We start from the raw sequence: 12928 nt of genomic DNA on the forward strand, positions 1-12928 counted from the left end.
TTGTTTCCGGCTGACGAAACATCGAACGCGCAAAAGCCACCAAGGTCTGCTCCCTATACCACCGAATTCACTATTCACAGGAGACGCTGACATGTCCGACCCTCTGACTCTCAACCAACGCTTCGTGCTGGCCTCGCGGCCGGTGGGCGCGCCGACACCCGAGAACTTTCGTCTGGAGCGTGAGGCACTGCCGGATCTTGAAGACGGCCAGTTGCTGCTCAAGACCCTTTACCTGTCCCTCGATCCCTACATGCGCGGACGCATGAGCGACGCGCCGTCCTACGCGGCGCCGGTACAAATCGGCGAAGTGATGACCGGTGGGGCTGTCAGCCGGGTCGAGCAATCGCGTCATCCGAAATTCCAGGTCGGCGATCTGGTGGTCGGTGTCACAGGTTGGCAAAGCCATAGCCTCAGCGACGGGCGCAACATCATCCCGATCCCTTCGGGGCTGCCGAGCCCGTCGATGGCCCTTGGTGTGCTGGGTATGCCAGGTATGACCGCTTATATGGGGCTGATGGATATTGGTCAGCCGAAGGCGGGTGAAACACTGGTTGTCGCTGCGGCTTCCGGCGCAGTGGGTTCGGTGGTCGGACAGGTGGCGAAGATCAAAGGCTTGCGCGCCGTCGGCGTGGCCGGCGGGGCAGAGAAGTGCAAATACGTGGTTGAGGAGCTGGGCTTTGACGCCTGCATCGATCACAAGGCGCCGGACTTTGCTGAACAACTGGCCAAGGCCTGCCCGAAAGGCATCGACATCTATTACGAAAACGTCGGCGGCCATGTCTTTGATGCGGTCGTGCCATTGCTCAATCCCAAGGCGCGGATCCCGCTGTGCGGCCTGATTGCCGGCTACAACGCCACTGAAGCGCCAAAAGGCCCGGATCGCTTGCCTGCACTGCAACGCACCTTGCTGACCAAGCGTGTACGCATTCAGGGCTTCATCGTGTTCGACGACTACGGCGACCGTCAGCCGGAATTCATCAGCGCCATGGTGCCGTGGGTGCGCGAGGGCAAGGTTAAATTCCGCGAAGACGTGGTCGACGGCCTGGAGCAGGCGCCGCAGGCGTTTATCGGTCTGCTGGAGGGGCGCAACTTCGGCAAACTGGTGGTGCGGGTTGCCCAGGACTAAGGATTTGACGCTGGCCGGGGGCGCGGGTATAAACCGCGTCTCGTTGTTTTGTCGGACTTTTTCCCCATGAGCTTCAGCCCTTTGATTCGCCAACTGATCGACGCCCTGCGAATTCTGCCGGGTGTGGGTCAGAAAACTGCCCAGCGTATGGCGTTGCAGTTGCTCGAACGTGACCGCAGCGGCGGTACGCGCCTGGCCCAGGCCTTGAGCCAGGCCATGGAAGGGGTCGGACACTGCCGCCAGTGCCGCACGCTGACCGAAGACGACCTGTGCCCTCAATGCGCCGACACCCGTCGCGACGACACGTTGTTGTGCGTGGTGGAAGGGCCGATGGATGTGTACGCGGTCGAGCAGACCGGATTCCGTGGTCGCTACTTCGTGCTCAAGGGGCACCTGTCGCCGCTGGACGGGCTCGGCCCGGAGGCCATCGGCATTCCGCAACTGATGGCGCGGATCGAAGAGGCGGGCACCTTCACCGAAGTCATCCTTGCCACCAACCCGACCGTGGAAGGTGAAGCGACCGCGCATTACATCGCCCAGTTGCTGCAGAACAAAGGCCTGATCGCCTCACGTATCGCTCACGGCGTGCCGTTGGGTGGCGAACTGGAGCTGGTGGACGGCGGCACGCTGGCGCACTCGTTTGCCGGGCGCAAGCCGATTTCTCTCTGAGCCACACAATCCTGTTGAAAACCAAGCAAGCGCTCGGTTAAGTTCGGCGAACCCTTCCATGGAGTTCGCCGATGCCCGCCTTCCAGGAATACTTCGACCCCAGCCACCAAATGATCCGCGACAGCGTCAGACGTTTCGTCGAACGCGAGATCCTGCCGGACATCGATGCGTGGGAAGAAGCCGAAAGCTTCCCCCGTGAGCTGTACCTAAAGGCCGGTGCGGCCGGCATCCTCGGCATCGGTTATCCCGAAGCGCTGGGCGGCAGTCACGAAGGTGATCTGTTCGCCAAGATCGCCGCCAGCGAAGAACTCATGCGTTGCGGCTCTGGCGGGCTGGTGGCCGGGCTTGGTTCTCTGGATATCGGCTTGCCGCCAGTCGTCAAATGGGCCCGCCCCGAAGTGCGTGACCGCGTTGTACCCCAAGTGCTCAGCGGCGAGAAAATCAGCGCGCTTGCGGTGACCGAGCCGGGCGGTGGCTCCGACGTCGCCAACCTGCAGACCCGCGCCGTACGAGATGGCGATCACTATCGGGTCAGCGGCAGCAAAACCTTCATCACCAGTGGCGTACGCGCGGATTACTACACCGTCGCGGTGCGTACTGGCGCGCCCGGTTTTGGCGGCATCAGCCTGCTGCTGATCGAGAAGAGCACGCCGGGTTTTACCGTCGGCCGACAACTGAAGAAAATGGGCTGGTGGGCGTCGGACACGGCTGAATTGTTCTTCGACGATTGCCGGGTGCCTGTGGGAAACCTGATCGGCGCGGAGAACATGGGGTTCGCCTGCATCATGGGCAACTTCCAGAGCGAGCGTCTGGCCCTGGCGCTTATGGCCAACATGACCGCGCAACTGGCGCTGGAAGAGAGCCTGAAGTGGGCGCGGGAGCGTCAGGCGTTCGGCAAACCCATCGGCAAGTTCCAGGTGATCAAACATCGCCTCGCGGAAATGGCCACGGCACTGGAAGTCTCGCGGGAGTTCACCTACCGGCAGGCGGCGAAGATGGCGGCGGGGCAGAGCGTGATCAAGGAAATCTCCATGGCCAAGAACTTTGCCACGGACACCTCGGACCGCATCACCACCGAAGCGGTGCAGATTCTCGGCGGGCTGGGTTACATGCGCGAAAGCCTGGTGGAGCGGCTGTACCGGGATAACCGCATCCTGTCGATTGGCGGCGGGACGCGGGAAGTGATGAACGAGATCATCAGCAAACAGATGGGGTTTTAGATTTTGCAGTTGATCGTTCCCACGCAGAGCGTGGGAACGATCGGAGTCGCGGTGTTGCTTACTTGTCAGTCAGCGCAAACTGCGTCAGGCAGAACGTCGGAATCCCCATGTCCTCAAGACGCTGCGAACCACCCAGTTCCGGCAAATCGATGATCGCCGCCGCTTCATGAACCCGGGCGCCCATGCGGCGGATCAGGTTGGCCGCCGCGATCAGCGTGCCACCGGTGGCGATCAGGTCATCGAACATCACCACCGAATCGCCTTCGCACAAGCTGTCGGCGTGCACTTCGAGGAACGCTTCGCCGTACTCGGTCGCGTAGCCTTCAGCCAGCACGTCCGCCGGCAGTTTGCCTTGCTTGCGGAACAGCACCAGCGGCTTGTTCAGTTGATAGGCCAGTACCGAACCGATCAGGAAACCGCGTGCATCCATCGCGCCGATGTGGGTGAAGTCGGCTTCCACATAGCGGTGGGCGAAGCTGTCCATCACCAGGCGCAGGGCCTTGGGCGACTGGAACAGCGGGGTGATGTCGCGAAAGATCACGCCCGGTTTCGGGAAATCGATCACAGGGCGGATCAGGGATTTGATGTCGAAGGAGTCGAAGACCATCGTCGAGGTGTCCTGGCAGGGCTGCAAACGGCGCAGTATACCCGCGGCTGAAACGATACGCTCGGCCGCGGGTCGAGATCAGACTTCGAGTGAGCCGCCAGCCAGGGCGCAGAGCTGGATCGGGTCGAGGATATGGATTTCCTTGCCCTCGGCGGCGATCAGTTCGTTCTGCTGGAAGCGGGTGAAGACCCGGGACACGGTTTCCACCGCCAGCCCCAGGTAGTTGCCGATTTCATTGCGCGACATGCTCAAGCGGAACTGGTTGGCCGAGAAGCCGCGAGCGCGGAAACGCGCCGACAGGTTGACCAGGAACGTAGCGATGCGCTCGTCGGCGGTTTTCTTCGACAGCAGCAACATCATTTGCTGGTCGTCGCGGATTTCCCGGCTCATCACGCGCATCAACTGACGGCGCAGCTGCGGCAATTGCAGGGCCAGTTCGTCGAGGCGTTCGAACGGAATCTCGCAAACCGAAGTGGTTTCCAGGGCCTGGGCGGAAACCGGGTGTTTCTCGGTGTCCATGCCAGACAGGCCGACCAGTTCGCTCGGCAGGTGGAAACCGGTCAGTTGTTCTTCGCCGGTATCGCTCAGGCTGAAGGTCTTCAGGGCGCCGGAGCGTACTGCATAAACGGAATCGAAGGTGTCGCCCTGGCGGAACAGGAACTCGCCCTTTTTCAACGGGCGGCCACGTTTAACGATTTCGTCCAGCGCATCCATGTCTTCCAGATTCAGCGAAAGTGGCAGGCAGAGAGGGGCCAGGCTGCAATCCTTGCAATTAGCCTGGTTATGAGCGCGCAGTTTAACTGGCTCGGACATTTCTTAAATCCTTGTGGGAAAACACACATAAGGCGTAAGGGTAACCCAGGGGAGGACATTCAGGCCAGTCTATGGCGAGATTGCCCCAACGGCATAAAGCCGCAGGGATGGCGGCCGATAAACAGGTATCTGACGGCATGCAAGGAACCGCTTCGATGACTGCTATTGGCACGCTGACCCCCGGTAACAGTGGCGTTGCGTCGTTGCTGGAAAGTGCAGAAACCTCCGTTGACGATGAGTCCGGCACAGACGCGGCATCGTTGGGAACCCCGACCTTGGTCGAGGGCGTCAAAGTGTCGCTGTCCGGTGCCGCCATAGCAAAATCCGCCGGTGTCGGCGGGAAAAACAGCGATATCGATGAAAGCGGCTTGCCGGAAAACGTCCAGCAACTGCTGAAGATGATTCGCAAGTTGCGCCAGCAGATCGCCGAAAAGAACGCCCAGATCAACGCGCTGATGGCTAACAAGACCCTCTCCAACGAAGAGCGGTTCGCCAAAATCGCAGCCCTCAAAGGCGCCATTTCCGCCCTCAACAACGGTCTGATTACCGCCAACCTGTCCCTGGCCAAGGTCATCGACCAATCGGGCCTGACCGCGGACCAGAACCTGAAAACCAATACCTTGCTGATGAAGAGCTAGATCACCCGCGAGAAACGCTGGCGGTTCTGCTGTTCCAGGTACGCGTCGAACACCATGCACACCGAGCGCACCAGCAGGCGCCCGGCAGGCAGCACGTTGATTCGTTCGCGATCCAGTTCGATCAAGCCGTCCTTTGCCATGCCTTGCAACTGCGGCCAGAGCGCGCCGAAGTAGCCCTGAAAATCGATGTTGAACGTGCGCTCGATCTCGGCGAAATCCAGGCTGAAGTTGCAGATCAGTTGCTGGATCACCGCGCGACGCAAGCGGTCGTCAGCGTTGCACACCAGACCACGGCTGGTGGCCAGTTGCGCGCCGGCCAGGGTGTTCTGGTAGTGATTGAGGTCGCTGCTGTTCTGGCAGTAAAGATCGCCAATCTGGCTGATGGCCGACACGCCCAGACCGATCAGGTCGCAATGACCGTGGGTGGTGTAGCCCTGGAAGTTGCGTTGCAGGGTCGATTCTTCCTGGGCAATCGCCAGTTCATCGTCGGGCAGGGCGAAGTGGTCCATGCCGATGTAGCGATAGCCGGCGGCGGTCAGTTGTTCGATGGTGCGTTGCAGCATTTCCAGCTTTTGCGTCGGGCTCGGCAATTCATTGCCGTTGATCCGCCGCTGCGGCATGAAGCGTTCCGGCAGGTGCGCGTAGTTGAACACCGAGAGCCGGTCCGGTTGCAGGCTGATGACTTCCTCGACGGTGCGGGCGAAATTGTCCGGGGTCTGCTTGGGCAGGCCGTAGATCAAATCGATGTTGATCGAGCGAAATTGCAGGGTGCGCGCCGCGTCGATCACTGCACGGGTTTCTTCCAGGCTTTGCAGGCGATTGACTGCGCGTTGCACCGCCGGGTCGAGATCCTGCAGGCCGATGCTGACCCGGTTGAAGCCCAGTTCCCGCAGCAGGCCCATGGTCGACCAGTCGGCTTCGCGCGGATCGATTTCGATGCCGTAATCGCCTGAGTCGTCATTCAGCAGATTGAAATGCTTGCGCAGGTGGGCCATCAGTTGCCGCAATTCGTCGTGGCTGAGAAAAGTCGGGGTACCGCCGCCGAAGTGCAGTTGTTCGACTTTCTGCGCCGGGTCGAGGTGGCAGGCGATCAACTGGATTTCCTGTTCGAGCCGTTGCAGGTATGGCAGGGCCCGGCCGCGATCCTTGGTGATGACCTTGTTGCAGGCGCAGTAGTAGCAGATGTTCGCGCAGAACGGCACATGCACGTACAGCGACAGCGGGCGCAGGGCTTTGCGGCTGTCGCGCAGGGCGTGGAACAGGTCGAAAGTGCCGACCTGACTGTTGAATTGCACGGCCGTCGGGTACGAGGTGTAGCGCGGCCCCGCCAGGTCGTAGCGGCGGATCAAATCGGTGTCCCAACGAATGGCGTCGAGCATGCGGGCATTCCCCCGGATAGGCTGGCAGTGTGAGCGAGTCTAGGGGAGGGCACGGCGGGGCATCTTGATTTGCATCAAGCCTGGGTCAGTGGCCCATCAGCCAGTGCTGGTGCGGCCCCGGCAGGGTCCAGATGCCGAACAGGATCACCAGCAGACCGCCGGCCATGCGCACGCTGCGTTTGCGCAACAACGCGGTGACCCGCTCGGCGGCGAGGCCGGTGGCCAGCAATACCGGCCAGGTGCCGAGCCCGAAGGCGAGCATCAGCAATGCGCTGTCGAACGCATTGCCCTGACTGGCCGACCACAGCAGTGTGCTGTAAACCAGCCCGCACGGCAGCCAGCCCCACAGCGCGCCGAGCAGCAGGGCCCGGGGCAGGCTCGACACCGGCAGCAAGCGGTTGGCGACCGGTTGAATGTAGCGCCACAGTCCTCGACCGAGGCTTTCAATGCGGGTCAGGCCGCTCCACCATCCGGCGAGGTACAAGCCCATGGCGATCAGCAGCAACCCGGCGAGCACGCGCATGAACAACGCCGCCGGACTGTTGGCCACTGCCCATCCCGCCAGTCCGATCAGCAATCCGGCCGTGGCATAGCTGAGAATCCGCCCGAGGTTGTACGCCAGCAGCAGTCGAAAGCGTCGGCTGCGTTGTTCCTTGGGAATCGCCAGGGTCAGCGCGCCCATCAAACCGCCGCACATGCCCAGGCAATGCCCGCCGCCGAGCAGGCCGAGAATCAGCGCAGACACCAGCAGTGGCGCCAGTTCAAGCATGGGGCGGCGCCTTGTCGTCCGGTTTTGTCGGGTTGGCTTCGTCCACGGCGGCGGTGTGCTTCGGGTCCAGGTCGTCGAACAGGATGCTGTGGGCCGGGCCGTCGAGGTCGTCGTACTGGCCGCTGTCCACCGCCCAGAAGAAGATGTAGACGGCGATGGCCACGATCAGCAGCGCGGCCGGAATCATCACGTAGAGAGCTGGCATCTGTACTCCATGCCCGCGCGGCTCAGGCCGGCAGCGGGCGGGTTTCTGACGAGGCGTTGACGGCCGGCGCACTCGGCAGGCGAGTCAGGCGCAGGGCGTTGAGCACCACGGTCAGCGAACTGATCGACATGCCGACGGCGGCCCATACCGGAGTGATCCAGCCGAGGGCGGCGAACGGCAACATGAGGCCATTGTACAGCGCGGCCCACAACAGGTTCTCGATGATCACCCGACGCGTGCGGCGGGCCAGCGAGAAGGCTTGCACCAGCGCGTCGAGCCGGTTGGACAGCAGCACCGCATCGGCACTGGTTTTCGCCAGATCCGTGGCCGAACCCATGGCCACGCTGATGTCCGCAGCGGCCAATACCGGTACGTCATTGACCCCGTCGCCGAGCATCAACACCTTGCGGCCGGCCTTGTGCAGTTGTTGCAGCACTTGCAACTTGTCGTCCGGCCGCAGACCGCCACGGGCCTCGTCGATGCCGAGTTCGGCGGCGACACTGGCAACCATCGGTGAACTGTCACCCGACAGCAGCAGCGTGTGCCAGCCGCGGGCCTTGCACGCGGCGAGCAGGGCCGGGGCGTCGTCGCGCAGACGGTCGTCGAGGGCGAACCAGGCCAGCGGTCCATTGCTATCGCCGAGCAACAACCATTGGCCCGGCTCTTCGGGCATCTTCGGCACAGGCGCGCCGCTGAGATCACAGACAAATTCCGCCTGACCAATACGCAAACGTTGTTCGCCGACCAGTCCTTCAAGCCCCAGCCCCGGCGTGCTGTGAACCTCTTCGGCGGCCAGCGGCGCCCGGCCAAAGGCCCGGGCAATCGGGTGTTCCGAACGGTTTTCCAGCGCGGCTGCCAGACTTAGGCACTGATCGCTGCCGAGGGCGCCGAGCGGGCGGATCGAGCGCAGCACCAGTCGGCCTTCGGTAAGGGTGCCGGTCTTGTCGAAAATCACCGTGTCGATCTGGTTCAGGCCTTCCAGCACATGGCCACGGGTCAGCAGCAGTCCGAGTTTGTGCAAAGTGCCGGTGGCGGCGGTGAGGGCGGTCGGCGTTGCCAGTGACAGCGCGCACGGGCAGGTCGCCACCAGCATCGCGAGAACGATCCAGAACGCTCGCGAAGAATCCAGCTCCCACCACAGCAGGCCGATGGCGGCCGCCGCGATCAGCGACAGCAGCAGGAACCATTGCGCGGCGCGGTCGGCGATTTCTGCCAGTCGTGGTTTTTCCGCTTGGGCGCGATCCAGCAAACGTACGATGGCCGACAGCCGTGTGTCCTGACCCAGCGCCTGCACTTCAACGGTCAGCGCACCTTCCACATTCAGCGTGCCGGCGGTGACGGCATCGCCCAGTGCGCGCGGTTGCGGCAGGTATTCGCCGGTCAGCAGCGATTCATCGATACTCGACTGGCCGTCGAGGATCTTGCCGTCCGCCGGCAGCACAGAACCCGGTTGAACCAGCACCCGGTCGCCAAGACGCAGTTCGCTGAGCAGGATGCGTTCACTTTGGCCGGCATCGTCGAGGCGCAGGCACGAGGCCGGCAGCAGATTGACCAGTTGCGCGGTGGCGGCGGCGGTGCGTTCCCGGGCGCGGCGTTCCAGATAACGGCCGGCGAGCAGGAACAGGGCGAACATCCCGACGGCGTCGAAATACAGCTCGCCGACCCCGGTGATCGAGGTCCAGATCCCGGCGACATACGCCGCACCGATTGCCAGCGACACCGAAACGTCCATGGTCAGATGACGGGTGCGTAGATCACGCATGGCGCCTTTGAAAAACGGCGCGCAGCTGTAGAACACAATCGGCGTGGTCAGGAACAGCGCGACCCAGCGCAGGATGGTGTGCAGCTCGGGGCTGAGGTCAATGTTGAATTCCGGCCATGTCGCCATGGTCGCCATCATCGCCTGGAACCACAGCAGTCCGGCGACGCCGAGTTGGCGCAAGGCGAGGCGGTTTTCGCTGGCCAGTTGTTCGCTGGCGCGGTCGGCCTGATACGGGTGCGCGGCGTAGCCGATGTGGCGCAGTTCGCCGAGGATCTGGCTCAGCGGCAGTTGGGCGTCGGCCCAGCGCACATGCAGGCGATGGTTGGACAGGTTCAGCCGCGCCTCGGCCACGGCGGGCAGGGTGCGCAGGTGTTTCTCGATGAGCCAGCCGCACGCGGCGCAACTGATGCCTTCCATCAACAACGTGGTTTCGGCCAGTTCACCTTCGTGGCGTACGAAAGGTTGCTGCACGTCGGCGCGGTCGTAAAGCGCCAGTTCGTCCACCAGTTGCACCGGCAGCGCCTCGGGGTTGGCCGAGGCTTCGCTGCGGTGTTGGTAATAGCTTTCGAGCCCGCCGGCGACGATGGCTTCGGCCACTGCCTGACAGCCCGGGCAGCAGAATTCGCGGGACTCCCCGAGCACGACAGCGGTGAAACGGCTGCCCGTCGGAACGGGCAGGGCGCAGTGGTAGCAGGGGAGTGGGATGGTCATCAGGAGAGTTGCTTACTTGTCCAGGTCTTCCGCGCCTTGCAGCGGTTCGTCACCGAGCAGCAGATCCTTGTCATGGCTGACCACTTCTTCCTCGAACATGCGCCACACCTGGTCACCCTGCGAACCGAGCAACTCGACAAAACGACGGCCTTCGACCTTGTCGTTCACCTGGCCAATGTAACGCCCCTGCTCGGTTTCACTGCGGGTCAGGACAATCTTGCGATCCTTGTCCGGCTGGGTCGGCGAGATCAGGTTAAGTTCCAGGGTTTTCGGCTGGCTGTCGCCGCTCAGGCGCAGGTCGACTTCACCGGTTACGTCGTCCAGGTGAACGTTGGCGCGCATTTTCAGGGTCTGTGCCAGCAGTTCACGGTCCAGCGAGCGGTTGATGCCCTTGCCGGCCTCGTAGTAGTTGTCGTTGACCAGGTTGTCCGGGTTGTTCACCGCGATGGTCACCATGGACAGCGTCAGGGTCACCGAGCAAGCGAGGATCCCGATGATGATCCACGGCCAGAGATGCTTGTACCAGGGGCTTGCGGCGTTTGCTGCGGGCATGTTCAGTTCTCTCAACGATTTTGTGGGCCGATGAACCGGCTCTTGGCTTCTACGTGGACGCTGTCATCATCGGCATCCTTGAGGATGAATTTCACCTCGTTGGTGCTCGACGGCAGTTGTTCGGGGGCGCTCGACAGCTCGACCGGCATGCTGAAGATTTCCCCGGCCGGCACCTTGATCTCACGTTTGCCTTGCAGGCGCAGATCCGGCAGACCGGCGGCTTCCAGCACGTAGGTGTGGTCGCGCTGATCCTTGTTCATGATCTTCAGGCTGTAGACGTTTTCGATCCGGCCTTCGGCGTTCTCGCGGTACAGCACGCGGTCCTTGCTGACGTCGAAACCCACCAGCGAACGCATGAAGAAGGCCGTCACCAACAGGCTGATCATCGCCAGCAGCACCACGGCATAACCGATCAGGCGCGGACGCAGTTTATGGGTTTTCTGCCCGGACAGGTTGTGTTCGGTGGTGTAGCTGATCAGCCCGCGTGGGTAGTCCATCTTGTCCATGATGCTGTCGCAGGCATCGATGCACGCGGCGCAGCCGATGCACTCGATCTGCAGGCCGTCGCGGATGTCGATGCCGGTCGGGCAGACCTGAACGCACATGGTGCAGTCGATGCAGTCGCCCAGGCCCTGGGCCTTGTAGTCGACACCTTTCTTGCGCGGGCCACGGCTTTCGCCGCGACGCGGATCATAGGAAACGATCAGCGTGTCCTTGTCGAACATCACGCTCTGGAAGCGCGCATACGGACACATGTAGATGCACACCTGCTCACGCAGCCAGCCGGCGTTGCCGTAGGTGGCGAGGGTGAAGAAGCCGACCCAGAAATACGACCATCCATCGGCCTGGCCTGTGAAGAAGTCGAACACCAGCTCGCGGATCGGCGAGAAGTAGCCGACGAAGGTCATACCGGTGACGAAGCCGATCAGCAGCCACATGGCGTGCTTGGCAAACTTGCGCAGGAACTTGTTCGCGCTCATCGGCGCCTTGTCCAGCTTGATGCGCTGGTTGCGGTCGCCTTCGGTGACCTTCTCGCACCACATGAAAATCCACGTCCACACGCTTTGCGGACAGGTGTAGCCACACCAGACCCGCCCGGCGTACACCGTGATGAAGAACAGGCCGAACGCGGCGATGATCAGCAGGCCCGAAAGCAGGATGAAATCCTGGGGCCAGAAGGTGGCGCCAAAGATGAAGAACTTGCGTTCCGGCAGGTTCCACCACACGGCCTGATGGCCGCCCCAGTTCAACCACACCGTACCGAAATACAGCAGGAACAGCGCCGTGCCGCCCATCATCCGCAGATTGCGGAACAGGCCGGTGAAGGCACGGGTGTAGATTTTTTCTCGAGAGGCGTAAAGGTCGACGCTGTTGTTCGCGTTCTTGTTGGGGGGCGTGACGTCGTGTACCGGAATCTGATTACTCATCATTGCATCCCACGGCAGTGGAAAAATGCCTCGGTCGATACGTGCCGGCCGGGGTCAGAAAGGGTGTTGCAGTGGCGCAATGATACGCCTGTGATGCCGACGAACGGGTGCGACCTTTGGTCGCGTTGGGGAAAAAACCTGAATGGTGTAGCGAATGTAACAAAGCATGATGCAGATCAATTGACTTGCTAAGTATGGACGGGTTTGCGAGCGGCGTCGTTCGCTGGTCCCGCATTCCTGGCCGACGTTGAGACGAAATCAAAAGGTATCGGCATTTCTGCTGTCCCACGGATTGATCAATGCAACGCCACTGGATTCAAAGTCGCCGATATTGCGGGTGACCACCGTCAGCCCATGAACCAACGCCGTTGCAGCAATCAGCGCATCGCTTTCATTGGCCTGATCCGGTACATGGAGACGGGCGCAGCGCAGGGCCACAGCAGCATCGACCGGCAGGATTCTCGCATCGAAGGCTGGCATCACATGACGCTTGAGCCAGGTACGCAGAACCTTGCCTTGAGCCGGGTCGCGACGCTCCATGCGAAGGACGCCGGTCTCCAGTTCCTTCAAGGTAATGGCTGAGATAAACATGCGGGGGGCAATGACTGTTCTGGCCCAGGCGACAACGTTTTTGTCGGCCTGGGGTTTGCGCAGTTCGGAAATCACATTGGTGTCGAGCAAGTACATTCAGGACAGATCCACGGGGCGGTGAGTGATCACGGCACGCTCGGTTTCGAACTCGATGTCTGCCGCTTCAGGCATGACCAGCAGATCGACAATGCTCGCGTTGAGGCCGGTGAGTTTTTCGTACTCCTCAATGCTTAGCAGTACGTGGGCGGGCTTGCCACGATCAGTGATGATCACCGGCCCATTGCGGGCGGCTTTTTTGGCACTGCTTGTGTCCTGATTGAATTCACGGCTGGAAATGGTGGTGATGGCCATCATTGCGACCTCTCCTGAAGAATGCATGTAGCAACGTTACTACCGCTTCTGGCGTCTCACAACCGGGAAGGCCAGACGAGCCTGACCGCTGGTCGGCCATTCAAAGGT

The 12928-nt window shown here is 61.8% G+C and carries 14 protein-coding genes; 4 read left to right on the forward strand and 10 right to left on the reverse strand.

Translation table 11 applies throughout. From position 1 onward, the window contains the following. The first annotated feature begins 91 nt into the window (after positions 1 to 91). From ACKLNA_RS21080 to ACKLNA_RS21090, 3 genes are all read left to right on the forward strand, one after another. Complete coding sequence (locus ACKLNA_RS21080) at positions 92 to 1126, forward strand: NADP-dependent oxidoreductase (protein WP_408986973.1); 1035 nt, start codon at positions 92 to 94, stop codon at positions 1124 to 1126. A 66-nt stretch (positions 1127 to 1192) separates the two neighbouring features. Beyond that, a complete protein-coding gene (recR, locus tag ACKLNA_RS21085; RefSeq protein ID WP_064378769.1) occupies positions 1193 to 1795 on the forward strand; it encodes a recombination mediator RecR in 603 nt (200 codons plus the stop codon). 71 nt (positions 1796 to 1866) lie between these two features. Next, entirely contained in the window at positions 1867 to 3015 is a 1149-nt protein-coding gene (locus ACKLNA_RS21090; protein ID WP_408986974.1) for an acyl-CoA dehydrogenase family protein, read from the forward strand. 58 nt (positions 3016 to 3073) lie between these two features. On the opposite strand, the gene ACKLNA_RS21095 is transcribed toward ACKLNA_RS21090, so the two are convergent. Then, positions 3074 to 3622 (reverse strand): adenine phosphoribosyltransferase, encoded by a 549-nt coding sequence (locus tag ACKLNA_RS21095; RefSeq protein WP_003223345.1) that lies wholly within the window; start codon positions 3620 to 3622, stop codon positions 3074 to 3076. Positions 3623 to 3700: 78 nt separating this feature from the next. Next, entirely contained in the window at positions 3701 to 4435 is a 735-nt protein-coding gene (fnr, locus tag ACKLNA_RS21100) for a fumarate/nitrate reduction transcriptional regulator Fnr (protein WP_007951654.1), read from the reverse strand. 155 nt (positions 4436 to 4590) lie between these two features. On the opposite strand from fnr, the gene ACKLNA_RS21105 reads away from it, so the two are divergent. Further along, the gene (locus ACKLNA_RS21105) at positions 4591 to 5073 is read left to right on the forward strand and encodes a hypothetical protein (protein ID WP_119426416.1); all 483 of its coding nucleotides are present in this window, start codon (positions 4591 to 4593) and stop codon (positions 5071 to 5073) included. On the opposite strand, the gene hemN is transcribed toward ACKLNA_RS21105, so the two are convergent. From hemN to ACKLNA_RS21145, 8 genes are all read right to left on the reverse strand, one after another. Continuing rightward, on the reverse strand, positions 5070 to 6452 hold the full coding sequence (gene hemN, locus ACKLNA_RS21110) for an oxygen-independent coproporphyrinogen III oxidase (protein WP_408986975.1): 1383 nt from the start codon (positions 6450 to 6452) through the stop codon (positions 5070 to 5072). The two genes, ACKLNA_RS21105 and hemN, sit on opposite strands and share 4 nt — an antisense overlap. Positions 6453 to 6537: 85 nt before the next feature. Further along, positions 6538 to 7221 carry a sulfite exporter TauE/SafE family protein gene (locus tag ACKLNA_RS21115; RefSeq protein ID WP_085711936.1) on the reverse strand — a complete coding sequence of 228 codons (684 nt, stop codon included), beginning with the start codon at positions 7219 to 7221 and terminating at the stop codon, positions 6538 to 6540. Further along, positions 7214 to 7426, reverse strand: a complete 213-nt coding sequence (ccoS, locus tag ACKLNA_RS21120) for a cbb3-type cytochrome oxidase assembly protein CcoS (protein ID WP_408986976.1) — start codon at positions 7424 to 7426, stop codon at positions 7214 to 7216. Before ccoS ends, ACKLNA_RS21115 begins: the two co-directional genes overlap by 8 nt. Positions 7427 to 7448: 22 nt before the next feature. Continuing rightward, positions 7449 to 9899, reverse strand: a complete 2451-nt coding sequence (locus ACKLNA_RS21125) for a heavy metal translocating P-type ATPase (RefSeq protein WP_408986977.1) — start codon at positions 9897 to 9899, stop codon at positions 7449 to 7451. 12 nt (positions 9900 to 9911) lie between these two features. Beyond that, positions 9912 to 10451, reverse strand: coding sequence for a FixH family protein (locus ACKLNA_RS21130; protein ID WP_248744239.1), 540 nt, complete (start codon positions 10449 to 10451; stop codon positions 9912 to 9914). 11 nt (positions 10452 to 10462) lie between these two features. Beyond that, on the reverse strand, positions 10463 to 11878 hold the full coding sequence (gene ccoG, locus ACKLNA_RS21135; RefSeq protein ID WP_119426411.1) for a cytochrome c oxidase accessory protein CcoG: 1416 nt from the start codon (positions 11876 to 11878) through the stop codon (positions 10463 to 10465). A gap of 258 nt (positions 11879 to 12136) precedes the next feature. Then, positions 12137 to 12565 carry a type II toxin-antitoxin system VapC family toxin gene (locus ACKLNA_RS21140; protein WP_408986978.1) on the reverse strand — a complete coding sequence of 143 codons (429 nt, stop codon included), beginning with the start codon at positions 12563 to 12565 and terminating at the stop codon, positions 12137 to 12139. Beyond that, on the reverse strand, positions 12566 to 12820 hold the full coding sequence (locus ACKLNA_RS21145; protein WP_039770179.1) for a type II toxin-antitoxin system Phd/YefM family antitoxin: 255 nt from the start codon (positions 12818 to 12820) through the stop codon (positions 12566 to 12568). Positions 12821 to 12928 lie beyond the last annotated feature (108 nt).

The sequence above is a fragment of the Pseudomonas sp. UV AK001 genome, from assembly GCF_046097675.1.
Classification (GTDB): domain Bacteria; phylum Pseudomonadota; class Gammaproteobacteria; order Pseudomonadales; family Pseudomonadaceae; genus Aquipseudomonas; species Aquipseudomonas kribbensis.